Origin of the sequence: Paraburkholderia bannensis (assembly GCF_014200455.1) — a bacterium.
In the GTDB taxonomy this organism is placed as follows: domain Bacteria; phylum Pseudomonadota; class Gammaproteobacteria; order Burkholderiales; family Burkholderiaceae; genus Paraburkholderia; species Paraburkholderia bannensis_A.
In genome coordinates this window covers 250,104-275,783 of sequence record NZ_JACHBW010000006.1, presented here as the reverse complement: position 1 = coordinate 275,783, position 25,680 = coordinate 250,104, and the positions used below count along the sequence as shown (strand labels likewise).

Annotated in this window: 24 protein-coding genes; 14 read left to right on the top strand and 10 right to left on the bottom strand. The window is 63.7% G+C overall.

Annotated elements, in window-relative coordinates; all coding sequences use genetic code 11:
• Window positions 1-216: 216 nt before the first annotated feature.
• The gene (locus tag F4827_RS12665; RefSeq protein WP_183724357.1) at window positions 217-1,074 is read right to left on the bottom strand and encodes a M15 family metallopeptidase; all 858 of its coding nucleotides are present in this window, start codon (window positions 1,072-1,074) and stop codon (window positions 217-219) included.
• A gap of 141 nt (window positions 1,075-1,215) precedes the next feature.
• On the opposite strand from F4827_RS12665, the gene F4827_RS12660 reads away from it, so the two are divergent.
• The gene (locus tag F4827_RS12660; protein ID WP_183724274.1) at window positions 1,216-2,169 is read left to right on the top strand and encodes a hypothetical protein; all 954 of its coding nucleotides are present in this window, start codon (window positions 1,216-1,218) and stop codon (window positions 2,167-2,169) included.
• 236 nt (window positions 2,170-2,405) lie between these two features.
• On the opposite strand, the gene F4827_RS34925 is transcribed toward F4827_RS12660, so the two are convergent.
• Entirely contained in the window at window positions 2,406-2,666 is a 261-nt protein-coding gene (locus F4827_RS34925; RefSeq protein ID WP_221303667.1) for a hypothetical protein, read from the bottom strand.
• Here F4827_RS34925 and F4827_RS12655 point away from each other — a divergent pair.
• The 5 genes from F4827_RS12655 (at window position 2,665) to F4827_RS12635 (ending at window position 6,577) form a co-directional block, all read left to right on the top strand.
• Complete coding sequence (locus tag F4827_RS12655; RefSeq protein WP_221303666.1) at window positions 2,665-3,135, top strand: hypothetical protein; 471 nt, start codon at window positions 2,665-2,667, stop codon at window positions 3,133-3,135. The two genes, F4827_RS34925 and F4827_RS12655, sit on opposite strands and share 2 nt — an antisense overlap.
• Window positions 3,128-3,742: a lysophospholipid acyltransferase family protein gene (locus F4827_RS12650; RefSeq protein WP_183724272.1), complete on the top strand. Its 615-nt coding sequence runs from the start codon at window positions 3,128-3,130 to the stop codon at window positions 3,740-3,742. The genes F4827_RS12655 and F4827_RS12650 overlap by 8 nt, the downstream gene beginning before the upstream one ends.
• Window positions 3,743-3,744: 2 nt before the next feature.
• Window positions 3,745-4,683 (top strand): phosphatidate cytidylyltransferase, encoded by a 939-nt coding sequence (locus tag F4827_RS12645; protein WP_183724271.1) that lies wholly within the window; start codon window positions 3,745-3,747, stop codon window positions 4,681-4,683.
• A 163-nt stretch (window positions 4,684-4,846) separates the two neighbouring features.
• Complete coding sequence (locus F4827_RS12640; RefSeq protein WP_183724270.1) at window positions 4,847-5,242, top strand: helix-turn-helix transcriptional regulator; 396 nt, start codon at window positions 4,847-4,849, stop codon at window positions 5,240-5,242.
• A complete protein-coding gene (locus F4827_RS12635; RefSeq protein ID WP_183724269.1) occupies window positions 5,243-6,577 on the top strand; it encodes a type II toxin-antitoxin system HipA family toxin in 1,335 nt (444 codons plus the stop codon).
• A gap of 201 nt (window positions 6,578-6,778) precedes the next feature.
• On the opposite strand, the gene F4827_RS12630 is transcribed toward F4827_RS12635, so the two are convergent.
• Window positions 6,779-6,967: a CsbD family protein gene (locus F4827_RS12630; RefSeq protein ID WP_183724268.1), complete on the bottom strand. Its 189-nt coding sequence runs from the start codon at window positions 6,965-6,967 to the stop codon at window positions 6,779-6,781.
• A gap of 264 nt (window positions 6,968-7,231) precedes the next feature.
• Between F4827_RS12630 and F4827_RS12625 the strand changes: the two genes are divergently transcribed.
• The 3 genes from F4827_RS12625 to F4827_RS12615 all read left to right on the top strand — a co-directional run bounded on the left by F4827_RS12625 (window position 7,232) and on the right by F4827_RS12615 (window position 11,293).
• Complete coding sequence (locus tag F4827_RS12625; protein ID WP_183724267.1) at window positions 7,232-8,704, top strand: benzaldehyde dehydrogenase; 1,473 nt, start codon at window positions 7,232-7,234, stop codon at window positions 8,702-8,704.
• Window positions 8,705-8,714: 10 nt separating this feature from the next.
• On the top strand, window positions 8,715-9,830 hold the full coding sequence (locus F4827_RS12620; protein ID WP_183724266.1) for an NAD(P)-dependent alcohol dehydrogenase: 1,116 nt from the start codon (window positions 8,715-8,717) through the stop codon (window positions 9,828-9,830).
• A gap of 209 nt (window positions 9,831-10,039) precedes the next feature.
• Window positions 10,040-11,293, top strand: coding sequence for a helix-turn-helix domain-containing protein (locus tag F4827_RS12615; RefSeq protein ID WP_183724265.1), 1,254 nt, complete (start codon window positions 10,040-10,042; stop codon window positions 11,291-11,293).
• Between the two features lie 56 nt (window positions 11,294-11,349).
• Here the strand turns inward: F4827_RS12615 and cyoD are convergent, their stop codons facing one another.
• From cyoD to cyoA, 4 genes are read right to left on the bottom strand one after another with little or no spacing between them, the layout of a single operon-like run.
• Window positions 11,350-11,745: a cytochrome o ubiquinol oxidase subunit IV gene (cyoD, locus tag F4827_RS12610; protein ID WP_183724264.1), complete on the bottom strand. Its 396-nt coding sequence runs from the start codon at window positions 11,743-11,745 to the stop codon at window positions 11,350-11,352.
• On the bottom strand, window positions 11,742-12,350 hold the full coding sequence (gene cyoC, locus F4827_RS12605) for a cytochrome o ubiquinol oxidase subunit III (RefSeq protein WP_183724263.1): 609 nt from the start codon (window positions 12,348-12,350) through the stop codon (window positions 11,742-11,744). Before cyoC ends, cyoD begins: the two co-directional genes overlap by 4 nt.
• A 3-nt stretch (window positions 12,351-12,353) precedes the next feature.
• Window positions 12,354-14,357: a cytochrome o ubiquinol oxidase subunit I gene (cyoB, locus tag F4827_RS12600; RefSeq protein ID WP_183724262.1), complete on the bottom strand. Its 2,004-nt coding sequence runs from the start codon at window positions 14,355-14,357 to the stop codon at window positions 12,354-12,356.
• Window positions 14,358-14,365: 8 nt separating this feature from the next.
• Window positions 14,366-15,388: a ubiquinol oxidase subunit II gene (cyoA, locus tag F4827_RS12595; protein WP_183724261.1), complete on the bottom strand. Its 1,023-nt coding sequence runs from the start codon at window positions 15,386-15,388 to the stop codon at window positions 14,366-14,368.
• Window positions 15,389-15,560: 172 nt separating this feature from the next.
• Here cyoA and F4827_RS12590 point away from each other — a divergent pair, with 172 nt between their 5' ends.
• From F4827_RS12590 to F4827_RS12580, 3 genes are all read left to right on the top strand, one after another.
• Window positions 15,561-16,976, top strand: coding sequence for a PLP-dependent aminotransferase family protein (locus tag F4827_RS12590; protein ID WP_183724260.1), 1,416 nt, complete (start codon window positions 15,561-15,563; stop codon window positions 16,974-16,976).
• A gap of 173 nt (window positions 16,977-17,149) precedes the next feature.
• Window positions 17,150-18,046, top strand: coding sequence for a fructose bisphosphate aldolase (locus F4827_RS12585; protein ID WP_183724259.1), 897 nt, complete (start codon window positions 17,150-17,152; stop codon window positions 18,044-18,046).
• Between the two features lie 141 nt (window positions 18,047-18,187).
• The gene (locus tag F4827_RS12580) at window positions 18,188-18,925 is read left to right on the top strand and encodes a transglycosylase SLT domain-containing protein (RefSeq protein ID WP_183724258.1); all 738 of its coding nucleotides are present in this window, start codon (window positions 18,188-18,190) and stop codon (window positions 18,923-18,925) included.
• Window positions 18,926-19,032: 107 nt separating this feature from the next.
• Here F4827_RS12580 and F4827_RS35830 read toward each other — a convergent pair whose 3' ends face one another.
• Entirely contained in the window at window positions 19,033-20,025 is a 993-nt protein-coding gene (locus F4827_RS35830) for a ProQ/FINO family protein (protein ID WP_183724257.1), read from the bottom strand.
• 331 nt (window positions 20,026-20,356) lie between these two features.
• On the opposite strand from F4827_RS35830, the gene F4827_RS12570 reads away from it, so the two are divergent.
• Window positions 20,357-21,130 carry an SDR family oxidoreductase gene (locus tag F4827_RS12570; protein ID WP_183724256.1) on the top strand — a complete coding sequence of 258 codons (774 nt, stop codon included), beginning with the start codon at window positions 20,357-20,359 and terminating at the stop codon, window positions 21,128-21,130.
• 18 nt (window positions 21,131-21,148) lie between these two features.
• Here the strand turns inward: F4827_RS12570 and opgC are convergent, their stop codons facing one another.
• The gene (gene opgC, locus F4827_RS12565) at window positions 21,149-22,237 is read right to left on the bottom strand and encodes an OpgC domain-containing protein (protein WP_183724255.1); all 1,089 of its coding nucleotides are present in this window, start codon (window positions 22,235-22,237) and stop codon (window positions 21,149-21,151) included.
• 406 nt (window positions 22,238-22,643) lie between these two features.
• Here opgC and F4827_RS35230 point away from each other — a divergent pair, with 406 nt between their 5' ends.
• Entirely contained in the window at window positions 22,644-22,778 is a 135-nt protein-coding gene (locus F4827_RS35230) for a hypothetical protein (protein WP_409258787.1), read from the top strand.
• A 227-nt stretch (window positions 22,779-23,005) separates the two neighbouring features.
• Here the strand turns inward: F4827_RS35230 and F4827_RS12560 are convergent, their stop codons facing one another.
• Window positions 23,006-25,669: an ATP-dependent Clp protease ATP-binding subunit gene (locus tag F4827_RS12560; protein ID WP_183724254.1), complete on the bottom strand. Its 2,664-nt coding sequence runs from the start codon at window positions 25,667-25,669 to the stop codon at window positions 23,006-23,008.
• Window positions 25,670-25,680 lie beyond the last annotated feature (11 nt).

The following is a 25,680-nucleotide window of genomic DNA, read 5'->3' as shown; positions in this document are numbered from 1 at the left end:
CAGGATCGGCTGTCGATGTGAAAAATGTGAGAGATCAGGAAAGGAATTGCACGGTGTGCACGGCCCCCGCGTCATGTCGCTCAAAGCAATCAAGGAACGCCCCATAACCATCCTCTTTATTGTCCGCTTTGCGTTTTGCTTCGGCCCAATCTGCATAGACGCGTTTGCGTTTTCCGTTGCGGCTTGCCATTCTTGCGCCGCTGTTACATGCGCATGTCATTTTGCGTCTGCCGGTTTGCGTCCCAGCACGAAACCGGGCTTGTGATATTCAACGTGCCCCAGGTCCATCAATTTCCATCGGCCGCCCCACGTGAGGCCGACCTGTTCGGCAACCTGCCCATATAACTGATAGCCGCGCATGGCCCACGGATCTTTTTCTGAAATGACGAGCTTGCCGTCGCGCAGGAACGCGTTATCGGCCGCGAGGCCGTATTGGTGATAGCTCTGGAACGCGGCGGCATTGGTCACGCTGCCACCCATTCTTGCCAGCTTGTCCTGCCGTTCGGGGCTGCGATAACCTTCCAGCAAAGCCATTTCGTAACCGTATTGCTCGCGCATGATTTTATAAACGAGCAACAGACGCGTACGGAAATCGGCATCGAGCAGATTCCAGTCGCGGCTCGCGTCCACCAGGGCCGGACGAATCTGTTCGACTTCCTGTGTGGCGAACACCTCGGGCGGCAATGGCGGCGGCGGAACAAGCTGCTCGCCATTGAGTAATGCCGCGATTTTTTCATCGGGCACACGAGGCGTATCGTCGTATTGGAATAACTGGTGGCCGCGAAGCGCAATAGCGATCAGCGGCGGCGTCGCAAGAATACCTGTCGTCGACAAAATCAGCAAGCGCCGCTTAATCAGCAAATTTTGCATATCGACCATTGTCGATTGGGAATATTTTGCCGATTTAGAAATATGCTTGCGCGCTTGCGTGGAACTCGCGGAAATACGCCGCGTGATCACATTATGCAGGTTGAATACGGCGTCGAAAAAAGACGCCCGGACGCCCGGTAGCAGCAGAATTGCGGCTATCAGCACGGTAATGGCGAAATAGACTACGAGTGCAATGGCAACCAAAAGCGATCCCGTGAACTGAGGCAATTGTTTTTTGTAATGCTTGATTTTAGAATCAGGCCTGCCCGAACTCGGGCCGATACGTATTATTACGGCGAAACAGGCCCGATTCAATGTGCACGATCCGAATGAGACTCTAAAGTAATGAGTGTGCCGGACAATTCCCGACCCAAAGCTCCTCCCAGTCTGCTTGCCGATGTCCCGGCAAAGCCGGCCGGCGCACCTGCCAGCGGCGCGCAGAATGGCTCGCGCATTCTCGCGAATCTCGAAGGGCGGGTGGTGCCGCCAGTTCCCCCCGCCGGCAAGACGCAGCGGTCCTCGAAAGCCGCAGGGCTGGTGGCGCTGCTCGTGATTGGGGCGGGCGCATTCGGGGCGTGGCATTGGATGTCGCGTACGCAAACCGGCGGATCCAATGTGTCCAATGCGTCCAGCGTGGCGGCGACAGCGGCCAGCGCGACCCGTGCAGGTGCCGTCGCGGCCGCGTCGGCGGTGCCTGCATCGCATGTGATCGTTGCGAACGCATCTAAAACTGGCGACGCCTCCGCGTCGCATGCGGCCACCATCGTTGCTGACGACGATGCAGCGAATGCGAATGCGAAGGCCGGTGACAGCGACCGGATCTCACGTGCGCTGGCAGACGGCAGCGCTGCCGCGACTGCTGCACCCGTTGCACCGCAGGCGAAGCCGGTGCAGCAGGCTCAGACGCCTGAAAAGAACACCGCGAAGCACAAGAGCGCCACTGAAGGGAAGCAGGAAAAACAGGAAAAGGCCAACGCGCATAAGAGCGATAGCAAGACTGCGGTGGCGCAATCGAAGAAAGCGCATGCCGACGGCAAGCACGACGATTCCGATGTCGATCTGCTAGCCGTGCTGGTGGCGCGCACCAAACCGGCGGACGCGAAGCAAGGCGGCAGCACGCACGGCCCGAAGACGTCGGCCAAGGCAACGGACGGCAACGCTTCGCTGGCGCAACAGGTCAAGGCGTGCAGCGAGCGGGGTTTCTTCGAGGACCAACTGTGCCGCTGGCGTGTCTGCGACGGCCATTGGGGCAAGGACCCGGCGTGCCCGCAGGCCGCAAAAGCGAGTAGCGAACACTGAAGCCGTGTTGGTATGCCTGGGCCGTTATGGGGTTTGCCGGGGGATCGAAGGATCCTTTGGCATGCCAGGCATTCGGGCTACCGGCGACGGCAGGCATCGGTTGCAGTTTTTTTGCTGGATCTTTTTGATTTTACATAATGCAAATTATCGAAGTTAAATTTGTAGGTCCTAAATAGAAATGTCGGGTTTCCGCTAAATAGAAATGTCTCCTTTGGCGACGCTCAAGAATCCGTGGCCTAATGCGCCATCAGGCTCTCGCAGCGCTGTATAACGCCGAGCTTCCAGGCCGTCCCGGCCAACCACATTCCATCGACGTAATTCAACTTCATGGACGAAAACCGACGCCCAATCAAATCGCGCTCCAACACGGTGATCGTGGCGCTGTCCAGGTTTCTGGCCGGCACGAGCGTGACGCCTAACCAGATTTCCTGCGCGAGCGCTGTCTTCGCGGCGATCGGCGCGGTGGCGCTGCTGCGCATCGACAGCGTGATCGACATGATTATCGCGATCGCGTGCATCCAGTTGCGTCTGCTATGCAATGTCATCGACGGGCTGGTCGCCGTCGAAGGCGGTAAAAAATCCATCGCCGGGCCGATCTTCAACGAATTTCCGGATCGCATTGCGGACAGCGTTCTGCTGGTCGCCGCCGGGTATGGCGTGGGCCTGCCGTCGTTGGGCTGGGCCGCCGCGCTGTTCGCGGCGCTCACCGCGTATGTGCGCGTATTCGGCGGCTCGGTGGGCGTGCCGCAGCGCTTTATCGGGCCGATGGCCAAGCAGCATCGCATGGCGCTGCTGACGCTTGCCTGCGTGGCGACGATCGTCGAAATCATGCTGCATCGGCATCCTGTCTGCCTTGCCGCGGCGCTGGCGATCATCGCGGCCGGCAGCGCGCTCACCTGCGTGACGCGCACGCGCGCGCTGGTGCAGGATCTTCATCGGATCACAGAGGAAAAAACTCATGCGTAACGTGATGCAGCGCTGGCTGCTGGGTGTCGTGCGTCTCGTGGTGGGCGCGCGTGGGCGCTACGCGAGCACGCCGCCTTGCGCGCAGCAAACGATCTATTTCGCCAACCATTCGAGCCATGTCGATACGCTGGCCATCCTGGCGGCGCTGCCGCCCGATCTGCGCGCGAGCGTGCGCCCAGCCGCCGCCCGTGACTACTGGGACGCGTCGCCCCTGCGCCGCTTTATCGCGAATCGCGTGCTGGGCGTGGTGTATGTGACGCGCAAGGGCGAAGGCGAAGACCCGCTTCAATTGGTGCGCGAGGCGTTGGCATCGGGCTGGTCGATCATTCTCTTTCCCGAGGGCACGCGCAGCCAGACCGGCGAAATCGGCCCGTTCAAAAGCGGCCTTTATTGGCTCTCGCACGAGTTTCCCGATGTCAGGCTCGTGCCCGTGCATCTGTCCGATCTGATGCGCACGATGCCCAAAGGCAAGCTGCTGCCGGTGCCGATCAACTGCAACGTGTCGTTCGGCGATGCGGTGCCCAGCGCCGCGCAACTCGATAAGGAAGCATTCCTCACCACGGCGCGCGACGCCGTGATCAAACTTCAAAATTCGGTACGGGGATAAGGATGCCGCACGTCTTCTGGATCACGATCGTGGGCGTGGTCGCCCTGCTCTGTTTCTTTACCGTGGTGGGCGCGGTGCTTCGCATGAGGTTCGGCCCGGGCAATACGACCGTCGCCAATATGAACCAGCGCATTGCCGCGTGGTGGGTCATGATCGCGGTCGTCACGGCGGCGCTGTGGCTCGGCCCTTACGCGACGCTGTTCCTGTTCTTCATCTGCTCGTTCTTCGCGTTGCGTGAGTTCATTACGCTCACGCCCACCAAGCCCGCCGATTACTGGTCGCTCGTGCTCGCGTACTACGTCGCGCTGCCCGGCCAGTTTCTGCTCGTTGCGCTGCACTGGTATGGGCTGTTCGCGATTTTCATGCCGGTGTACATGTTCTTCGTGCTCTCGGCCTCGGAGGCTTTTTCTCAGGACACCGCCGAGTTTCTCGAACGCAACGCCAAGATCCAGTGGGCACTGATGGTCTGCGTGTATTCGTTCAGCTATGCGCCCGCCCTGCTTCTGTTGCCGCTGCCGCACTACTTCGATAACAACGGGCCGCTGCTGCTGTTCTTCCTGCTGGTCGTGCAATCGAGCGATGTCTTCCAGTATGTATGCGGCAAGCTCTGGGGCAAGCGCAAACTTTCGCCGCTCGTGAGTCCGTCGAAGACGTGGGAAGGCCTGATCGGCGGCGGCGCGCTTGCTATCGGCCTGGGCACCCTGCTGCACGGCCTTACGCCGTTCAATGTGTGGCAGGCCGCGCTCATGTTGGCGGTGACGGTGATTGGCGGCTTTATCGGCGGACTCGTGCTCTCGGCCGTCAAGCGCTCGATGGGCGCCAAGGACTGGGGCGTGATGATCGCCGGCCACGGCGGCATGCTCGACCGCATCGACTCCATCTGCTTCGCTGCGCCCATCTTCTTTCACCTCACGCGCTATTTTTTCGTGTCGCCGGCCTGAAGTCCGACAGCGGCCGATAGCATCGCTCGCGGCCGCGGCGGGCGAAGCCGCTTACAGGCTATAGGCTGTATTTTTCATTTACAGCTTTTAGGTTGTATTTTGCATTTACAGTCTATAGACTGTAAGCATCCTTTTTCCCCTATTTCCTCTGCCGGAGCTTCGCGTGGACTATCCGCTCAAGACCGTCAGCCAGTTGCGTCCCATGCTGTTAGGCTTTCGCAAGAATGCTGGCCTGACCCAGGAAGACGTCGCGCAGCGGCTTGGCATCTCCCAGCAAAGCTACGCGGCATTTGAGGCGAATCCCGCCGCCGCAAGTTTCGACCGGCTCTTTCGTGTATTGCGACTGCTCGCGGTCGATCTGCATCTCGCCGCCGGGGCGACGCAGACCACGCCGGTTCGACGCGCAACTGCCGTCAAGAAGACTGTCGTGAAGAAAGCGGCAGTGAGGAAGGTGGCGGCAAAAAAGGCCGTGGTGAAACAAGCCCCGCAAAAGGCATCGAAGCAATCCCCTGCTCCTCGTAAAGCCGCCGCCAGATCTTCCCAGCGCGAGGACTGGTAAATGGCGCGCACCCGTCTGACGAACCGCCTCGACCTGTGGATGAACGGCCTGCCCGTCGGCTACTGGGAGATCGTGCGCGGCGTCGAGCGGCTCGTCTATCTGCAAAGCTGGCTCGACGACGAGCAAGGCCGTCCGCTCTCGCTCTCGCTGCCGTTCACGCCGGGCAACCAGCCCTTGCGCGGCCCTGTCGTCACCGATTATTTCGACAATCTGCTGCCCGATAGCGAACGCATCCGGCGGCGTATCGCCGCGCGTTACCGCACGGCGGGCATCTCGCCGTTCGAACTGCTCGCGGTGCTCGGGCGCGATTGCGTGGGCGCGCTGCAACTGCTGCCGGCGGGCGAAACGCCGGTCGGGCTCGAATCGATCGAAGGCCGTTCGCTCGACGAAGCCGCCATTGCCAGGCTGCTGCGCGATACGACCGCCACGCCTCATTTCGGCGAGCACGAGCCGGTGGACGATCTGCGCCTCTCGATTGCCGGGGCGCAGGAAAAAACCGCGCTGCTGCGCCATAACGGGCGCTGGCTGCTGCCCGCGGGCAGCACGCCCACTACGCACATCCTCAAGCTGCCGCTCGGGCTGGTCGGCAATATGCGCGCCGATATGCGTACTTCGGTGGAGAACGAATGGCTCTGCGCGAAGATCGTCGGCGCATTCGGGCTGCCGATCGCCCCGTGCGAGATTGCGCATTTCGAAGACACCAAGGCGCTCGTGGTCGAGCGTTTCGACCGGCGCCTCGCGCGCAACGGCCGCTGGATCGTGCGCCTGCCGCAGGAGGATCTGTGCCAGGCGACAGGCACCCCCGGCATCGTCAAATACGAGGCCGATGGCGGCCCCGGCATCAACGCCGTCATGGCGGTGCTGGGCGGCTCGTCGCATTCGGAGCAGGACAGGCGGCATTTTTTTCTCGCGCAGATCCTTTTCTGGCTGCTCGCGGCCACGGATGGACACGCCAAGAATTTCAGCATCGCGCATCTGCCCGGCAGCCGTTACGTCGCCACGCCGCTTTACGATGTGCTATCGGCGCATCCGATCATCGGGCGCGGGCGCAACCAGCTCGCGGCACAGCGCGCGAGCCTCGCCATGGCGGTGCGCGGGCGCAACGCTCATTACCGCATCGCGCAGATTTTTCCGCGCCACTGGATCGCGCAAGGACAGCGCGTGGGATTTTCCGTCGAGGAAGTCGAAGAGATGATGGCGACGCTCGCTCAGCAGACTGAGCGCGTCATCGATGAAGTCGGCGCACAACTGCCGGACGATTTCCCGCTAGATGTCGCCGAGGCCATCTTCGCTGGCATGCGGCGCCAGGCGCGGATTCTGGAAGGTTCGGCCTGACGAGGCCCGCCTGACGCGGCTCGGCCTTGCCGGCTCGAAATCACGCAAAACAGCGCCGGCCCTAGCAGTCCGGCGCTGCACAACCCCTGTCACAGCCGCAGTATCCGGCAGGAGATCCGACGTGTGACGCGTGGGTCGCCGCGTGATTCTCCGCACGAACGGCACGCGGCGAATCACGTCGGGTCGAGGCCGCAGCCTCGCTTAGTGACGACGCTTCGTCATGTCCTTGGCGGCTTCTTTCAGGTCGCCATAGTTCTTGCGTGCTTCGCCGGCAGCCTGCTGCACGTCGCCCTTGAGTTCGCGCTGCGGATTGTCAGTGGCGCGGCCCACGGCTTCGTTGATCTTGCCCTTGATCTTTTCTGCCGTGCCCTTCACCTGGTCCTTGTTCATGGTGCGTCTCCACGTAAAAGCGACGGTGTGTCGCGACGTTCGTGCTAGCGCACGAGGCGTGCCCAGACCGCGCGTGAAAGCCAGGGTGTTCAGCAACTGAACGCTTTTATGCGTCACGCCGCGTGGACACAGGCGATCCAGCGCCGGGAACTATTCCCGATTGCGACGCTGGCCCTCATTCCCTAACGTGACGACTTTGCAGCGTCCTTGCCCCCGCTTTCCCGGCATCCGCACCGCTTTCGCACGAAACCCACAGGAGTCAGCATGAGCGTTACTTCTTCCACCCGCCTCCTCGATAACGACAGCTGGCACGGCCGTGTCTTCACCGGCGAATGGCGCAACGGCACCTCGGCGGCCGACGTGCTCGAACCGGCCACTGGCGAGCGCCTCGCGCGCATCGGCATGGCCGACGCCGCCTTTGTCGCGGCTTCGTCGAAGGCGGCCTTCGATGCGCAGCAGGGCTGGGCTGCGCTGCCCTACGACGAACGCGCCGCCGTGCTGCGCCGCGCCGCCCGTCTGGCCGAGGAAGCCGCCGACGAGATCGCCGGCTGGATCGTGCGCGAAAGCGGCTCGACGCGCGGCAAGGCCGCTGCCGAAACGCACGTCACCATCAAGGCGCTGCATGAAGCGAGCGCTTTGCCGTCGCGCTCGGCGGGCGAGGTGCTGCCTTCGGCGCCGGGCCGCCTGTCGCTGGCGCGCCGCCGCCCGCTGGGCGTGGTCGGGGTGATTTCGCCGTTCAATTTCCCGCTCTATCTGGCGATGCGCGCGGTCGCTCCGGCGCTCGCGCTCGGCAACGCCGTGGTGCTCAAGCCGGACCCGCGCACCTCGATCTGCGGCGGCTTCGCCATTGCGCGCCTGTTCGAACTGGCCGGCCTGCCCGCCGGCGTGCTGCACGTGCTGCCCGGTGACGGCGCCGCGGGCGCGGCGCTCACGAGCGACCCGCACATCGCCATGATCCAGTTCACGGGCTCGACCGGCGCAGGCCGCAAGGTCGGCGAAGCGGCGGGCCGTCATCTCAAGAAGGTCTCGCTGGAACTGGGCGGCAAGAATTCGCTGATCGTGCTCGACGATGCCGATATCGATCTCGCCGTAGCCAACACGGCTTGGGGCGCGTATCTGCACCAGGGCCAGATTTGCATGGCGACGGGCCGTGTGCTCGTGCAGCGTAAAATTTACGATCAATTCGTGCAAAAACTGGTGAAGAAGGCCTCGGGCCTCACCGTCGGCAATCCGGCAACGGGCGACGTCGCCCTTGGGCCGATCATCAATGCGGCGCAGCGCGACCATATCTCCCGTGTACTGGCGGATGCGCAGCAGGCCGGCGCACGGGTCGAAACCGGCGGCGGCTATCGCGACCTCTTTTTCCAGCCGACCGTGCTGAGCGGCGTGACCCAGGACAACCCGGCCTTCAACGAGGAAATCTTCGGGCCGGTGGCGGTCGTCGTCCCCTTCGACACCGACGAGGAAGCCATCGCGCTCGCCAACGATACGGAGTACGGATTGTCGATGGCGGTCGTCACCGCGAACGTGGGCCGGGCACTGCGCATGGGCGAACGGCTGCGCACCGGCCTGCTGCACATCAACGATCAGACCGTCAACGACGAGGTGATCAATCCGTTCGGCGGCGTGGGCGCGTCGGGCAACGGCACCAGCATCGGCGGCCCGGCCAACTGGGAAGAATTCACGCAATGGCAGTGGCTCACGCTCAAGGGCGAAGCGCCGCTCTACCCGATCTGAGGAGACACACATGAGCACAGCAATTACAGCGGCCGTCGCGCGCGCCAAGGGCGAGCCGTTCACGATCCAGAAGGCGCGTCTGCGGGGCCCGCAGGACGACGAAGTGCTGGTGCGCGTGGTCGCCACCGGCCTGTGCCACACCGACCTGATCGTGCGCGACCAGTTCTATCCGGTGCCGCTGCCCGCCGTGCTGGGGCATGAAGGCGCCGGTGTGGTCGAGGAAGTCGGCCCGAACGTGAAGAACCTCAAGCCCGGCGATCACGTGGTCCTGACCTACGGTGCCTGCGGATATTGCCAGCCTTGCGTGGGCGGCCACGGCGCATATTGCAGCCACTTCTTCGGGCTGAATTTCGGCGGCGGCGATCTGGAAGGCCGCACCGCCATCGAGGACGAGGAAGGCCGTCCGCTGCACGATCACTTTTTTGCACAGTCGTCGTTCGCGAGCCATGCGCTCGCGCGCGAAAACAATGCGATCAAGGTGCCGCAGGACGCGCCGCTCGAATTGCTGGGGCCGCTCGGCTGCGGCATCCAGACCGGCGCGGGCGCGGTCATCAATTCGCTGAAGGTGACGCCCGGCAGCCGTTTCGCGAGCTTCGGCGCGGGCGCCGTGGGTCTTTCGGCCGTGATGGCGGCGCGCGTGGCGGGCGCATCGACCATCATCGCCGTCGACATTGTGCCGTCGCGGCTCGAACTGGCGAAGGAGCTGGGCGCGACCCACACGGTCAACAGCCGCGAAGTCGACATGGTCGAGGCGATCCGCGACATCACCGGCGGCGGCGTGGATTTCGCACTGGAATCGACGGGGCATCCGCAGGTGCTGGCCGGCGCGATCGAAGCGCTCGGCACGCTGGGCGCAATCGGCGTGGTGGGCGCGCCGCCGCTGGGCACCAAGGGCGAATTCGACATCAACGGCCTGCTGCTGAACGGGCGCACGATACGCGGCATCGTCGAAGGCGATAGCGTGCCGCAGCGCTTCATCCCGCAACTCGTCGAGCTGTATCAGCAAGGACGTTTTCCCTTCGACAAGCTGGTGAAGTTCTACCCGGTCGAGCAGATCAACGAAGCCGCCGAGGACAGCACGCGCGGCGTCACGCTCAAGCCCATCCTGCGCTTTACGCATGCCTGATGCCGGCCTCCGGTAATCCCCGCTGCCGGGCGCGCAGCGGCTGCGCTATGCTCGCACTACCCGGCGTGAGCCGCGCCACATACGGGCGGCATTGTGCCCTTCAAACGGCGTCGTGCCGCCCGTCGCCGCATCGGCACGCCGCGCTAAAACGCTCTACAACCCTCTGCAACCATCGCCCATCGCATGAAATCGCCTGAACGGGAGCCCGCATGAAGAGCAAATCCGCGTCGCAATCCGGGGCGCAACGCGCGACGGACAGTGCGCTGGCTCAACTGCATTCGGTGCGTGAGCGCTTTGGCGGCGGCGAGCTTTTACCTGACGCGCTCGCGTGCGGCCTGCTGCCCGATTCCGTCGCGCGATCGTGGGCGCGTTCACGCGACGCAGGTGTGCGGCCCTCGCAGGCGCCGGAGTACGAACTGCTGAAAGGCGCGCGCAGCGCCCGCGAATCGCACGAAGACCGGCGGCTCTACAGTTGCGTAGTCGATGAAATCGAGCAGTTGTGGGATGCCTTTGGCGGCGACGACTGGACCATCTTCTGCGTCAATCCCCAGGGCACGGTGATCCACGCGCGCCGCAGCCCCGCCTGCGACGACGAATTGATCCTGCCGATCATCGCGGGACGCCGCATCCTCGAATCGCATATCGGCACCACCGCGCCGAGTTGCGTGCTGCACGAGGGCATCGAAGTGACCGTCGCGAACGGCCAGCATTATCTCGACGAATTCGAGCGTGCGTCCTGCATCGCGGTGCCGCTTTACGGGCTGAATGGCGAAGTGATCGGCGCGCTCGATCTCACCGGCACGGGGCAGCGCGATCTTTCGCCGATCAGGGAACAGTTCCGGCTTGCGGCGCTGGCCGCCGAGCAGCGTCTCTTCGCGACCTTGCGCGGTTGCCATCTGCTGCGTGTGCAGCACGATCCGCGCTGGCTCGCCACGCCGATGGCGGGCGTGCTGGCCGTGGAAGAAGACGGCACGCTGCGTGGCGCGAGTCGCATGGCGCGGCGCATGTTCGGCCTCGCGCATGGCGCGCCCCTGCTCCGTACCGCCCTGCGCGACCTGTTCGACGAAGCGCCGCTTGCGCAACTGGGTCGTCTGCTGCGGCCGCAGCGCAATCCGCTGCGTCTCGCGCGCGCGGACGGCAGTCATGTGTGGGTGCAGTACGCGCGCGCGCCGCTCAACCGCAGCACGGCGCGACGCATGGATATGCCGCTGGCTGCGGACGATGAAACCATGCCCCCTGCGGTTTCTGTGGGCGGCGCGCAGAACGGGGCGACGCTGGAAGAACAGACCTTGATCGCCGTGCAGAACGCCATGCGCGAACACGGCGGAAACGTGGCGGCGGTCGCGCGGCAATTGCGCGTGTCGCGCACGACGGTCTATGCGCGATTAAAGCAACTGCGCGAAACGGGGATGGAAACGGGGATGGAAACGGGATTGTTTGGGGAGCGCGGCGAGGCGGATTGACGCCGTCCCTTCCGACAAAAGTAAACCCCGCAAACTACGCGGGGTTTTTTCTATCCTCAATCGTGCGCCATGGCGCGCTCGACGCTGATCTGCGATGGCATCATATTGACGTTCGCGTTGTGCATGACCCACAGCGACAAACCCACGATCACAGCAATCAAAAACGCCGTGCAGATAAAAATGCCGGTATTCGCACGCTGACTGCGCGCCGCGCCGATATGCAGGAAATAAACCAGCTGCACGACCAGCTGCGCGACGCACAGCACGACAATCGCCGTCAGCCCTTGCGCGGGCGGAATCACATGAAACATGACCACGCCGAACGACGCGAGCGTAAGCACGAGCGACAGCACCGTGCCAATCATGTAGCCCTTGAAACTGCCGTGGCTATCGTCGTGGCTATCGTCGTGACCGGCGGAGTGAGACGAATGAGAGACGTTGGAATGACTCACAGCATGCCTCGCAGATAAACAAAGGTGAAAACGCAGATCCACACGAGATCCAGAAAGTGCCAGAAAAGGCTCAGGCACGCGAGGCGGCGGCGCACCGTTGCGGTCAGGCCGAACTTCCAGGTCTGATGCATCATGATGGCGATCCACAGCAGACCCGCACTCACGTGCAGACCGTGCGTGCCGACCAGCGTGAAATACGCCGACAGATACGCGCTCGTATGCGGACCCGCGCCATCGGCGACGAGTTTCGCGAACTCGTTGACTTCCATGCCCACAAAACCCGCGCCAAACAGGAAGGTGACCACGAGCCAGAAAATCACCTGGCCGCGCCGCTGCGAATGCAGGCCGAGCATCGCCAGACCAAACGTCACGCTGCTTGCCAGCAGCAACAGCGTTTCGCCCAGCACATAATCGAGTTCGAACAGTTGCTTCGCACCCGGGCCGCCTGCCGTGGCATTCGCGAGCACGCCGAAGGTGGCGAACAGCGTCGCGAAGATGAGGCAGTCGCTCATCAGGTAGATCCAGAACCCTAACGTGGTCTTGGTGCTGTCATCGTGACTGTGGCCATGATCGTGGCCGTGATGTGTCGTTGCAGCGTTAGCCATGACTTACGCGACCTCCTTCATTTCCAGCGCTTTCTGCGCTGTCTTGAGCTGCTGGAAGCGGGCGTTTTCGATGCGCTCGACTTCCGCCGCCGGAACCCAGTAATCGACATCCTGGTTATAGGTGCGTGCGATGAACGTGCCGATCATGCCGATCAGACCCAACGCCGCGAACGGCCACATATGCCACACCGCCGCGAAGCCAAACACGAAGCTGAACATCGCGATGACGAAGCCCGCGCCCGTGTTGCGCGGCATATGGATGTCTTCATACTGGCGCGCCTGCACATAGGCGGTGCCGGCTTCCTTGTTGTCCCAGTGCTGCTCCATCGACGTGATTTTGGGCATCACGGCGAAGTTGTAGAACGGCGCGGGCGAAGCCGTCGACCATTCGAGACTGCGGCCATCCCACGGGTCGCCCGTGACGTCGCGGTTCAGATCGCGGTCGCGCACGCTCACATAAAGCTGCACGATCAGCGCAAAAATGCCCAGTCCGACGAACACCGCGCCCACCAGCGCCACCACCAGCCACATATGCCAGCCCGGTTCCGAATAGTGGTTCATACGGCGCGTCATGCCTTCGAAGCCCAGGATGTAGAGCGGCGTGAAGGCGAGCCAGTAACCGATCAGCCAGCACCAGAACGACACCTTGCCCCAGAACTCATTGAGCGTGAAACCGAATACCTTGGGGAACCAGAAGCTCACGCCCGCGAGGCAGCCGAACACCACGCCGCCGATGATCACGTTGTGGAAGTGCGCCACCAGGAACAGCGAGTTGTGCAGCACGAAGTCCGCGCCCGGCACGGCCAGCAGCACGCCCGTCATGCCGCCCACGGCGAACGTCACCATGAAGCCGATGGTCCACAGCGTCGCGCTGTGATAGCGGATGCGGCCGCGATACATCGTGAACAGCCAGTTGAACAGCTTCACGCCGGTCGGGATCGAAATGATCGTCGTCATGATGCCGAAGAAGGCATTGACGTTCGCGCCTGAACCCATCGTGAAGAAGTGATGCAGCCACACGAAGAACGACAGAATGCCGATCGAGGACGTTGCATACACCATCGACTTGTAGCCGAACAGCGGTTTGCCCGAGAACGTCGCGATGATTTCCGAAAACGCGCCGAACGCCGGCAGGATCAGGATGTACACCTCGGGGTGGCCCCACACCCAGATCAGGTTGATGTACATCATCGCGTTGCCGCCCAGCTCGTTCGTGAAGAAGTGCATGTCGAGATAGCGGTCCATCGTGAGCAGCGCGAGCGTGCCGGTCAGCACCGGGAACACCGCGACGATCAGGATGTTGGTGATGAGCGCCGTCCACACGAACACCGGCATCATCATCAGTTTCATGCCCGGCGCGCGCATGCGCAGGATCGTCACGATGAAGTTGATGCCCGAGAGCGTGGTGCCCAGCCCCGATATCTGCAGCGACCATATGTAGTAATCCATACCAACAGTCGGGCTGTAGCCAAGCTCCGAAAGCGGCGGATACGCGACCCATCCCGTCGCCGCGAAATCGCCGACGAACATCGACACCATCACCAGCACCGCGCCCACCACGGAGAGCCAGTACGACAGCGAGTTGACGAACGGATACGCGACGTCGCGCGCGCCGATCTGCAGCGGCACCACCACGTTCATCAGGCCGAGGATCAGCGGCGTCGCCACGAAGAAGATCATGATGACGCCGTGCGCCGTGAAGATCTGATCGTAGTGATGCGGCGGCAGATAGCCCGCTGCGTCGTTATAGGCGATGGCCTGTTGCATGCGCATCATGATCGCGTCGGCGAAACCGCGCAGCAGCATAACGATCGCGAGAATGATGTACATGACGCCAATGCGCTTGTGATCGACCGAAGTCAGCCATTCGCGCCACAGATAGCCCCATTTGCCCGCGAGCGTGATTGCGGCGAGTAGCGCCAGGCCGCCGAGCGCCACGACGGCGCCGGTGCCCATGATGATGGGCTCGTGCCAGGGAACGGCATCGAGCGTGAGTTTTCCGAACATGATGTGATTTACTCCGCTGCCAGGTTGGCGCTCGCACGCGCCGCGCTGCTGTTCATGGTGAGCGCGGGAACGCTGGCGCTCGTGCCAGTGCCCGTGCCGCAGATCGGGTTGCCGTGCACGTCGCGCATGTATTTGTCGACGACGCCTTCGAAGAGGCCCGGCGCGACGTTCGAATACAGCGCGACCGGTGCTTTCTCGCCCGGCACCGCGAGCTGCTCGTAAGCGCCGCGGCTGAGCGTCGCGGGCGAGGCTTTGGCGCGCGCGATCCAGGCGTCGAAATCGGCGCGGCTGGTGGCGAGCGTATCGAAGTGCATGTCGGAGAAACCCGGGCCGCTGAATGCAGCCGAACGGCCCGCGTAGGTGCCGGGGTGATCGGCGATCAGGTGCAGCTTTGTTTCCATGCCCGACATCGCGTAGACCTGGCTGCCCAGCTGCGGGATGAAGAACGAGTTCATCAGCGATTCGGCGGTGATGCGGAACGACACCGGCGTGCCGACGGGAATCGCCAGCTGGTTCACCGAAGCAACGCCGTAATCCGGATAGATGAACAGCCACTTCCAGTTGAGCGCCACCACATCGACGCGCACCGGCTTGACCTGCGATTCGATCGGCTTGTACGGATCGAGCGAGTGCGTGGTTTTCCAGATCAGCGCGGCCAGCGTCACCACGATGATGCAGGGGATGGTCCAGACCACGACTTCGATGGCGGTCGAGTGCGACCACTTGGGCGCATAGGTGGCGCCGGTGTTGGACGCGCGGTAGCGCCACGCAAACCACAGCGTGAGCGCGATCACTGGAATCACCACGAGCAGCATCAGGCCGAGCGCGATGAGGATGAGGTTTTTCTCCTGCATGCCGATGTCGCCTTTCGGGTCCATCAGCACGGAACTACAGCCGCCGAGCAAGGCGAGCGCGCCCGTCGATGCGATTGGCGCAGCGCGGCGAAGCAAGGAGTGTGAGCGTGTGGGTGGTTGAGGAAGCGGCGGGTCGGCTTCGACGGCCGGTCCTCTTCGGATGTGGAGGTTGCGCATGTCGGGTTCCATGGTTGACGATCGCGCAAACCCATCCATACGTGCCCTCTTTGACTTCGCGTCGACGCCCTCTGGACGCCGGGCGAAGACCCATACATAGCCTATATGTATGTATTTACGCGCTTCGTGTCCGCATGCTAGAGTAAGACATGACACATACATCTGCGACAGAATGACGCGAAAAGACCCCATCGATACGGACAAGAAGGACGCCGCTTCGGCGTGGGCCTCGGCGCTGCAAGGCGGCGACGGGCCGCGCTATCTGCGGCTGGTCGATTTCATCGAGCGCGCGGTGGCCGCCGGCACGCTCTCGCCCGGCGAGCGCGCGCCCGCGCAACGCACCCTGGCCGATCTGCTTGATGTGGATCTGACCACCATCACGCGCGGCTTCAACGAGGCGCGGCGGCGCGGGCTGATCGAGGCGCGCGGGCCGCTTGGCACTTTTATCGCCGCGCCGCGGGCGGAACTGGCGCAGCGTGTCGATCTGAGCATGAACATTCCGCCGCCGCCGCAGGGTCTGGACGCCGATGCGCTGCTACGCGAGGGGCTGTCGCGCCTCCTGCTGCGCAGCGATGCCGATCTGCTGATGACGTATCACATCGGCGGCGGCGCAGCGGCCGATTGCGCAGCGGGCGCGAAGTGGCTTGCGCCGGTGCTGGGCGCGGTCGATCCGGCGCGGCTGGTGGTCTGTTCCGGCGCGCAATCGGCATTGGCCGCGTTGATTCTCGCCTTCTCCGCGCCCGGCGACGTGGTGCTGAGTGAGCCGCTGGTCTATCCGGGGCTGCCGCATGCGGTGGCGCAACTCGGCCGCCGTCTCGAAACCGTCGCGACAGACGCCGAGGGCATGCTGCCGGACGCACTCGACGCCGCGTGCCGGCTTAACAGTGCACGCCTGCTCTATCTGAACCCCACGCTGCAGAATCCCACCGCCACCACGCTGTCCGAAGCGCGCCGCCGCGATCTGTTAGCCGTGGCGCAGCGCCACCGCGTGCGCATCATCGAGGACGACCCGTACTGGCGCTTCGCGGCCGACGCCCCGCCGCCGCTCGCACGCATGGCGCCCGCGCAGGTCTGCTATCTGTCGACGCTTTCCAAGACACTCTCGCCGGGGTTGCGCACGGCCTTTCTGACGCTGCCCGACAGCGCCGCACATGCGCGCGTGCTGGCCGCGCTGCGCTCGTTTTCGCTGATGGCCGCGCCGCTTACCAATGCGCTGGCGATGCAGTGGATCGAAGAAGGCGTCGCCGACGAGATTTTCCAGGGCGTGCGCGCGGAGGCGCAAGCGCGCCAGCGTCTCGCCGCGCAACTGCTTGGCCCGGCGGCAGGCGAGAACGCGGGGATCCACCTCTGGTACGCGCTGCCGAGCTACTGGCAGGCGCGCGAACTGGCCGCTGCGGCCAGCACCGAGGGTCTGGCGGTTGCGCCGTCCACGGCATTCGAACACAGCGGCGGTGCAGCCAATGCAGCAAACGCGATCCGCATCTCGCTGGGAGCGGCGGCTGATCGTGCGCATCTGCAATCGGCATTGCGGCGCTTGTCGGCATTGCTGGCCAGCGATCGTTCCGCCCAGGCGCAGGTGATCGTCTGAAAATTTCGCGCCCCTGGCATCGCGCTTGCTTCCCTCTATCGTTTGACCTACGCGCGAGCGTGGCCGGCACGTTGGCGCAGACGCTGTCACGCAGCGCCGGTACACTCGATAGAACTCGACAAAACGGATTTCTGGATCGCGCCACAGGCGCTTATTTTTCGGGAGATTGGAAGATGGCCAACGACAAGATGTTGCAGCAGATGCGCGACAAACCTGGCTTTATCGCGGCGCTCGACCAGAGCGGCGGCTCGACGCCGGGCGCGCTCAAGCAATACGGCATCCCCGAAAGCGAGTACAGCGGCGATGCCGACATGTTCCGCCTCATGCACGAAATGCGCGTGCGCATTATCAGTGCGCCGGCGTTTACGGGCGAGAAGGTGATCGGCGCCATCCTGTTCGAGCAGACCATGGACGGCCAGGCGCATGGCAAGCCGGTGCCCGCGTTCCTCTGGGAAGATCGTGGCGTGGTGCCCTTCCTCAAGGTCGACAAGGGGCTGGAGAGTGAAGCCGACGGCGTGCGTCTGATGAAGCCGAATCCGGGCCTGGACGCCCTGCTCGATCGCGCCGTGAAGGCAGGCATTTTCGGCACCAAGATGCGTTCGGTGGTCGAGCGCGCGTCGGCGTCGGGCATCGCGGCGATTGCGCAACAGCAGTTCGAAGTGGGCGCGCAGATCAGCGCCAAGGGCCTTGTGCCGATCCTCGAACCCGAAGTCTCGATCAAGGCGCCCGACAAGGCCGAAGCCGAAGCGCTGCTGCGCGACGCCCTGCTCAAGGGGCTGAACGCCCTGCCCGCCTCGCAGAACGTCATGATCAAGCTGACGATCCCCGATGTGGCCGACTTCTACAAGCCGCTCATCGATCATCCGCGCGTGGTGCGCGTCGTCGCGCTGTCGGGCGGCTATTCGCGCAGCGACGCCTGCGAGCGCCTCACGCACAACCACGGCATGATCGCGAGTTTCTCGCGCGCGCTCATCAACGACCTCACGAAGCAGATGAACGACGCCGATTTCGACGCCACGCTGGCGGCGAGCATCGACGAAATTTACCAGGCGTCGGTACAGAAAAACTGAGGGTTTTGTGCGCGATCAAAAGATCGCATCGCCTGAAGTTGCGGTAATGTGAGCGAAGGACAGTCAGGGTCATATCCCGGCTGTCCTTTTTCATGGCCGGTTATACTTTGCCCCTTCCATAGCTCACGACGCGCACCGGCCATGAGGCGCCTACTCTGCCTGCTCGCCTTGCTGCCCGGTCTCGTGCAACACGCAGCGGCGCAGCAGGCCCCCCCGCAAGGGGACGACAAGAAGCTTCCCACCTATCTGACCCAGAAGTTCGGGCTGGCGAAGGAAAAGGCGGCGCAGATCTCCCAGGCGGTCACCACGGCCGCCGCAAAATATTCGCTGCCGCCCGCTGTGCTGCTTGCCATCATTTCGGTTGAATCGCGTTTCCACGAGAAAGCGCGCGGCGGCAACAACGCCACCGGGCTGATGCAGGTCGTGCCGTCGGCGCACCGCAATTTATTGCGCAACGTCAAGGATCTGACCGATCCCGACGTCAATATCGACGTGGGCTCATCGATTCTCTACGGTTACAAGCGCGCGGCGGGCGGCGATCTGGATGCGGCGATGAAGAACTACGGCGGATCCAGCGCCTACGCGGAAAAAATCCGCACGCGCGCCGCGGAGTTCAACCGCGTGCTGGACAGCGCAAGCGCCACGCCGGCGGGCGGCGCAGCCAGCGACGACGCAGCGCCGGATTTCAACGGGGCTTTCTCGGCGACGATCGCGGCAACGAGCGCGGCAAGCGACGTAGCCGCGGCGGCTGCGCAAGGCGCGTCGGTTTCGTCCGCGTCTACGTCCAGGTCTACGTCTGCGCCTGCGCAAGCCACCACCGCCGCTTCAGCCGCCAATCCGCTCGCCGTGCGCAACTATTCCCGCACGCGTGAGCGCTAGACCTGGCTACGTTTAAACCGAACGCAGGAATGCAAACCGCCCGGCAAGTGAATCTTGCCGGGCGGTTTGCTGTCGTCCAGACAGAGCGCCGCGCGGGCGCTTGACGCTCAGGCGTCGGCTGCGGGCGTGGCGCCTTGCTTGCCTTCCGTGCCTTGGGCCACCGCGTCGTTGCCAGCGGCGGGTTCGACCGGTTGCGGCGCAGCTTCAACAGCTTCGTTGGCCACAGGTGCAGCGGGAGCTTCCACCGCCACTTCCGGTTGCGCCGGTGCCGCTGCTTCGACAGCAGCAGGTTGTGCCGTTTTCGCGGCTTCCTGGGCCTTGGCCTGGGCTTCGGCCTTGGCCTTCTGGCGAGCGAGCGCGGCGTTGGCGCGGCCAACGTGCGACGGATCGATGCCGGGGCCTTCCGAGGCGCTGCCGTCCAGTTCGAAGCGCGAGCCGCCTGCGGCGACGCGCTCGTGATAGCGCGGATGGTTCACATGGCGCTTGAGCACGGCGACGATCAGCGTGCGCTCGTAGTCGGGATGACGCGTGACCAGGTCTTCCGCGACGCCGATCTTCAGCGGCAGACGGTCGCGGAATGCCGGATATAGCTTCGCAAAAACGTTCCAGACCGTGTTCAGCTGGCGGTTGCGTTCGATGCGCGCCTTTTCGGCTTCGCTCAGATTAGCCATCTGCGGCTGCGCGCGGGCCGGACGCTGGCGGTTGTTGCTGCGTTCGCCGCGATCACTGCGTTCTCCGCGCTCATTACGCTCGCCATCACGCGGGCCGCGCGACTGGCGCGGCGGCTTGCCGCCTTCGCCGGCAGGCTTGCCCTGAGCCGCGCCCTGGCCTTGACCCTTCGCATGCTGGGGACGGGCGCGATTGCGCGCCTCGTCGGCGCCTGCCGGACGAGGACCCTTCGGGCCCTTGTGGCCCGGCGCGCCTTGCGCGCGTCGCTGGCCTTGTGCGCCTTTCGGAGCGCCCTTGGGCGCGTGCTTGCCTTGCGGCGACTGCGCCTGTTCTTCGGGCGGCTGCCCCGTGCCCAGCCCCATGCTCTTCTTGAGTTCAAGGAGCCCGTCTTTGAGGCTCAGGGGTCGGCGTTGTTGCGATGCGGCTTTCACGTCCAGCTCTCTTCCTTATTGGATCGGACGCTATGATACCGAATCGCGCGACGCATTTCTGTCTCGTCGCGTTTTATGGCCGCGATTCGCCAGATCTGGCGCGGCTTTTGATGCCTGTCCGAAGGCATAAAACGCGAAAATGAATGCCCGCCGATTTGCCTGATTCTCTTGATTTCGTGCGTGTGCAGCGCAAAAAAACGCATTTCGCGTGTCCGAATCACGCCGCGTCGGACCCCCGATTCCCCCCAGCCGCCGACGATGCGCTCGCCCGACAAGCCAGCACATCGTGCTCCTGATTTTTGTTTTCCCCCTTGTTTTCCCCCTATAAATCATGACTCAAACCAGTATTCCCCCCTCCTCCATACGCGCGGTCGTCACGGGCCATTCGCGTGGTCTGGGCGCCGCGCTGGCCGAACTGCTGTTCGAGCGCCAGATCGACGTGCTGGGCGTGGGACGCAGCGGGCATCCGTCTCTGGCGAAAGATGAGCGCCTGGCAGCGGCGCCCCGATTTGTAGAGGCATCCCTCGATCTCGCCGATCCCGAGGCCGTCGAAAGCTGGCTCGCCAGCGGCGCGCTCCAGCGCTTCGCGCAAGGCGCGCAGTGCGTGCTGCTGTTCAACAACGCAGGCATGGTCGATCCCATCGCGCCGCTCGGTGCGCAAGGGGCGATTGCGATTGCCCGCGCGGTCACGCTCAACGTCGCCGCGCCGCTGATGCTGGCCAACGCCCTCGCCGCCGTGCAGGCCGAGGAGCGCCGCATCGTGCATATCTCCAGCGGCGCGGCGCGCAGTGCCTACGCGGGCTGGAGCGTTTATTGCGCCACCAAGGCCGCGCTTGATCATCATGCGCGGGCGGTTGCACTCGACGCACCTGCGGGCGTGAGTATCAGCAGCGTGGCGCCTGGCGTGGTGGACACCGGCATGCAGGCGACCATCCGCGCCACCGCGGTCGAACATTTTCCGTTGCGCGGGCGTTTTGAAGAACTCAAGCAGACGGGCAAGCTCGCGACGCCCGAGGATTCCGCCCGCCAATTGATCGACTATGCGTTGAGCGACGCATTCGGAACATCGCCCACCACCGACGTGCGCGAACTCGCGCAGTCGTAACAGACGCGACAACGAGCGCTACGTAAGCGCAACGCGTGGCCGCACGCCTTTCCAGCGTCGCGCGCCACCCGCGAGCATCACCAGCGCGCCGATGGCGAGCGCGTCGCCCGCGAGGCGCGCCGGCAACAGCGTGTTCGCATGGGTCGCGCGCATCAGCGTATCGATCGTGTTCGACGCGAGCGCGCCGCCCACGAAGCAGACGAGCCCCTGCTGACCCACCGTGACGATGCCCGGCACGCGCTGCGCAAGCCAGCCGACCCAGCCAAGGCGCGTGGCCTGCGCCGCGAGCCAGGCCACGGCGGCGAAGCTGACGATGCGCACGCTCGCGAGGTTCTGTTTCATATAGCCCGGCTGCGGATCGACTTCGACGCACAGACGCACGAACGCGAACGTGGCGACCAGCACGCAGGCGAGCAGCGTCAGGCTGCGGCCAACGCGCGAGGTCTGAAACGTATTCGAGACCGGATAAAGCCGACACAACAGGCCCAGCACGAACATCGCCTGCCACGCAAAAGGATTGAACGGCCAGATCGAGCCGGGCACGCAAGGCAGATAGCCCCCGAGCCAGCTGCTCGCGAACCAGAGCGCGAAGCTGCCCAGCAAAGCGGCCGCTGGCGCGCGCCGCGCGAGCGGCATCACGAGCGGCAACGCGAGCACGAGCACGACATACAGCGGCAAGACTCCCGCTAGATACGGCTGATCGCGAAAGATCGCGATATTGCCGAGCATCGCCAACGGATGCGCCGCGAAACGCACGAAACCCGACACCTCCACAAGCGGCGAATCCACGTGCAAGGCCACGGCTGCCGCACCAGAAAGCAGCATCAACACCGCCGCGCACAGATAGGCGGCATAGATCTCCCGGCTGCGCCGAAAAAAGCGCCAGTTTGCAGCATCGACTCCCTTGCGCGCAGCAATCGCGAGCCAGCTCGCCGCCGAAACATAGCCGCTCACGAAGACAAACACTTCCGCCGAATCACAGTAAGCGAAAGTGTGCAGCATGCCATGCGAAAGCACGCTGGAAGGAATGTGGTCGAGTGCAATCGCAATCAATGCGAAACCGCGAAAGAAGTCGATTTCGGTCGATCGCTGCGCTGTGTGGCTCATCAATGAAGGCTCCCGCTCAATTCGGATCGTAGGGTTGAGAAACGAAAAAGACCGGACTGCGGCTGCTCGAAGCATCGGCGCGAGGCTCGCGCGCGAATCGATTCGTAAGGATGGCTGATCGATAGACAGAAAACTGCGTGTGTCGGAATGCGTTTGAAAGCCACGTAAAGAAGCGCTCTGTTCATTACGCGGCCCGACTGCGTACGCGAATTCAATGCCAGCTCTCAAGCTCACCGATTAAACGCTCGCTGCTTTAAAGCGTATTGAAATCGATCGCCGACGGGATGCAGCATCGCATGGTCGTTGGAGCGACTGCACTTTCTGCCTGAAGTGCAAGACACCCGTCAGTTTTCGCACCAGCGTCGTCTTCACCGCGCCGACCTCCGGATTCAAGGGCGACGCGGCGATGGTGGCGGACCTGCAGGAGTTCGTAAAGCGCGCGGTGGCGGCGTACAGATACCCGCGACTGGACGCGTTTATCGACGCCCTGCCGCGTACGGAAACGGGGAAGCTCAAGCGTTCGGCGCTGAAAACGCTGTGATGCGGCTGGAAGTTTTCTCGATTTCCGATGCGAAAATCAAAAATTTGACGCGTAATACAACGTAAACCATCAAATATCTAACGTCATATCCTGAATATTTAGACATTATTCATATAATGTGCAAATTAAAATTGCAGACCCCAAAATAAAACGCGGCGGCGAGATTTCGTGTCTCGCCGCCGCGTTCGCCGTTTCCAATCCGATAAAGTGAAAACTCCCGTCGCGCTTCAGCCCTGCGTCGCAAACAACAACTGCTTCTGCGCGGCGTCATAGCGGCACACCACCTTCGTGCCCTCCTTCACCTCGCCCTTGAGCATTTCCTTGGCCAGTTCGTTTTCCACGCTCTGCTGGATCTGCCGCTTTAGTTCGCGTGCGCCGTATTCGGGCCGATAGCCATCGGCGGCAAGGAAATCCACCACGCTCTCGTCGAACGTCAGATCGATATCCTGGCTACGCGCCATGCGTTGCACCTGCTCCAGTTGCAGGCGCACGATCGAGCGCAGTTCGTCGTCGGTGAGCGGCTTGAAGATGATGATGTCGTCGATGCGGTTCAGGAATTCCGGGCGGAAGTGCTGACGCAATTCACCCAGCACCGCGCTCTGCATCGAGGCGTCGGCACTGGTCAGGAAGCCCGGTCCCGAGCGCTTCTGCCCCGACACCGACTCCGATCCCAGATTGCTCGTGGCGATCACCACCGTATTGCTGAAATCGACCACGCGGCCCTTGCCGTCGGTGAGGCGGCCATCGTCGAACACCTGCAACAGCACGTTGTAGACATCCGGGTGAGCCTTTTCGATTTCGTCGAGCAGGATCACGCTATAGGGACGGCGGCGCACGCGCTCGGTCAACTGGCCGCCTTCATCGTGGCCGACATAACCCGGCGGCGAGCCGATCAGGCGCGACACCGCGTGACGCTCCATGTATTCGCTCATGTCGATGCGCACGATCGCGTCCTCGTCGCCGAACACCACTTCCGCCAGCGCCTTCGCCAGTTCGGTCTTGCCCACGCCCGTGGGCCCGAGGAACAGGAACACCGCCGTGGGCCGCCGGCCGCGCCGCAAACCCGCGCGCGAACGGCGCACCGCGTCGCTCACCGCCGTAATCGCCTGCTGCTGGCCGATCACTCGCTGGTGCAGGCGTGCTTCCATTTCGAGCAGGCGCGTGCGCTCTTCGGCGGTGAGTTGCGTGACGGGCACACCGGTGAGCTTCGAGACGATCTCGGCGACCTGTTCGGTGGTCACGTCGGACGTCACCGAGCCCAGCCGCCCCTTCCATTCGCCGGTCGCATCCACGAGCGACTTTTCCTTGTCCGCGATCGGTTCGTCCAGAGCGTGGGCGCGCTCGAAATTCTTGCGCGTGGCCGCGTAGTCCTGCTCGCGCTTGAGCTGCGCGAGTTCGGCCTCGAGTTCGAGAATCGCGGCAGGCCGGGAAGTGGCCGATAGATGCACGCGCGCCGCAGCCTGATCGATGAGGTCGATCGCCTTGTCGGGCAGGAAGCGGCCGGTGATATAGCGGTCGGAAAGTTCGGCGGCGGCGACCAGCGCGTCGTCGCGGATCGTCACGTGATGATGCACCTCAAGCTTGTCGCGCAACCCGCGCAGGATGTTGATGGTCTGATCCACGCTCGGCTCGGCGACGAACACGGGCTGGAAGCGCCGTTCGAGCGCGGCGTCCTTTTCGATGTACTTCTGGTACTCCGAAAGGGTGGTCGCGCCGATCAGATTAAGCTCGCCGCGCGCCATCGCCGGCTTGAAAACGTTGGCGATATCGAGCCCGCCTTCGCTGCCGCCCTGTCCCGCGCCGACGATCATATGCACTTCATCGATAAAGAGCACAAGGTTGTCGCGTTGCGCGGCGATTTCCTCCATCACGCCCTTCACGCGCTCCTCGAATTCGCCGCGATATTTCGCCCCGGCAATCAGGCCGTTGACATTCAGCTCGACCAGACGCCGCCCGCGCAGCGATTCGGGCACATCGCCGTTGAGCATGCGCTGGGCCAGTCCCTCGGCAATCGCGGTCTTGCCCACGCCCGGTTCGCCGATCAGCACCGGATTGTTCTTGCGCCGCCGTGCGAGCACTTCCACGACGGTTTCGATCTCGCTGGAGCGCCCGATCACGGGATCGAGCCTGCCGTCGCTGGCGAGCGCAGTGAGATCGCGGCTGTATTGATCGAGTTGCGGCGTGGGGCTGGGCGCTTTGGCGGCGGGCCGCTCGCGCGGGTCGCCCTGCGCTTCAACGAGACTTTGCAGCATCTTTTGCGGCGTCACGCCGTAGCGCGCCAGCAGATGCCCCGCGAAGCTGTCCGGCACCTGCGCAAGGCCGAGCAGCAAGTGTTCGGGCGCAACGTAGCTATGGCCGAGTTCGCGTGAGATGAGAAAGGCGCGGTCGAGCGCGCCCTTCAAACGCGGCGACACGGCCACGCGGCCTTCGTCGCCGGCCGCGACGGGGTCGCGCTTTTGCGCATTGGCGTCGATAAAGGCGCGCACGTCGGTGGGCTCGATGCCCAGGCGCGTGAGCATGGCCGCGCCCGCCTCGTTGCCCGCGAGTTCGTAAAGCAGATGCTCGGTATCGACTTCGCGGCGCCCGAACTGCAGCGCGCGCTCGGCGGCCCGTTGCAGCAATTCGCGCGCGACGTCGCTGAAATGACGCTCGACGATGGCGCCGTCGCCGGCTTCCATCGTATGCGTGGGCGTCTGGCCGGGGGCGGCTTCGGCCTGCTGCTGCGCGGCGCGGAACAGCGATTCGAGCGGGCTCAGCGTGCGCTGATGGCGCGTGAGCTGGGCGTAGTGATAATCGCAGACATCGAGAAAGCGCCGTCTGCCGTCCTGCAACACGGCCACCCGCACGCTCGCGGGCCGCACGCCGCATATGTCGCAGTTGAACTGAGCCATTTCCCCTCCTG

Excerpts from the sequence above, each read along its gene's own strand:
- F4827_RS12655 (WP_221303666.1), top strand. The coding sequence starts at position 2,665 with ATGATTATCGCGATCGCGTGCATCCAGTTGCGTCTGCTATGCAATGTC.
- F4827_RS34925 (WP_221303667.1), bottom strand. The coding sequence starts at position 2,666 with ATGTCGATCACGCTGTCGATGCGCAGCAGCGCCACCGCGCCGATCGCC.
- F4827_RS35230 (WP_409258787.1), top strand. The coding sequence starts at position 22,644 with ATGGTGGCGGACCTGCAGGAGTTCGTAAAGCGCGCGGTGGCGGCGTAC.
- F4827_RS12570 (WP_183724256.1), top strand. The coding sequence starts at position 20,357 with ATGACTCAAACCAGTATTCCCCCCTCCTCCATACGCGCGGTCGTCACG.
- F4827_RS12635 (WP_183724269.1), top strand. The coding sequence starts at position 5,243 with ATGGCGCGCACCCGTCTGACGAACCGCCTCGACCTGTGGATGAACGGC.
- F4827_RS12645 (WP_183724271.1), top strand. The coding sequence starts at position 3,745 with ATGCCGCACGTCTTCTGGATCACGATCGTGGGCGTGGTCGCCCTGCTC.
- F4827_RS12620 (WP_183724266.1), top strand. The coding sequence starts at position 8,715 with ATGAGCACAGCAATTACAGCGGCCGTCGCGCGCGCCAAGGGCGAGCCG.
- F4827_RS12625 (WP_183724267.1), top strand. The coding sequence starts at position 7,232 with ATGAGCGTTACTTCTTCCACCCGCCTCCTCGATAACGACAGCTGGCAC.
- F4827_RS12615 (WP_183724265.1), top strand. The coding sequence starts at position 10,040 with ATGAAGAGCAAATCCGCGTCGCAATCCGGGGCGCAACGCGCGACGGAC.
- F4827_RS12590 (WP_183724260.1), top strand. The coding sequence starts at position 15,561 with ATGACGCGAAAAGACCCCATCGATACGGACAAGAAGGACGCCGCTTCG.
- F4827_RS12630 (WP_183724268.1), bottom strand. The coding sequence starts at position 6,967 with ATGAACAAGGACCAGGTGAAGGGCACGGCAGAAAAGATCAAGGGCAAG.
- opgC (WP_183724255.1), bottom strand. The coding sequence starts at position 22,237 with ATGAGCCACACAGCGCAGCGATCGACCGAAATCGACTTCTTTCGCGGT.
- cyoB (WP_183724262.1), bottom strand. The coding sequence starts at position 14,357 with ATGTTCGGAAAACTCACGCTCGATGCCGTTCCCTGGCACGAGCCCATC.
- cyoA (WP_183724261.1), bottom strand. The coding sequence starts at position 15,388 with ATGCGCAACCTCCACATCCGAAGAGGACCGGCCGTCGAAGCCGACCCG.
- F4827_RS12585 (WP_183724259.1), top strand. The coding sequence starts at position 17,150 with ATGGCCAACGACAAGATGTTGCAGCAGATGCGCGACAAACCTGGCTTT.
- F4827_RS12660 (WP_183724274.1), top strand. The coding sequence starts at position 1,216 with ATGAGTGTGCCGGACAATTCCCGACCCAAAGCTCCTCCCAGTCTGCTT.
- F4827_RS12580 (WP_183724258.1), top strand. The coding sequence starts at position 18,188 with ATGAGGCGCCTACTCTGCCTGCTCGCCTTGCTGCCCGGTCTCGTGCAA.
- F4827_RS12560 (WP_183724254.1), bottom strand. The coding sequence starts at position 25,669 with ATGGCTCAGTTCAACTGCGACATATGCGGCGTGCGGCCCGCGAGCGTG.
- cyoC (WP_183724263.1), bottom strand. The coding sequence starts at position 12,350 with ATGGCTAACGCTGCAACGACACATCACGGCCACGATCATGGCCACAGT.
- F4827_RS12650 (WP_183724272.1), top strand. The coding sequence starts at position 3,128 with ATGCGTAACGTGATGCAGCGCTGGCTGCTGGGTGTCGTGCGTCTCGTG.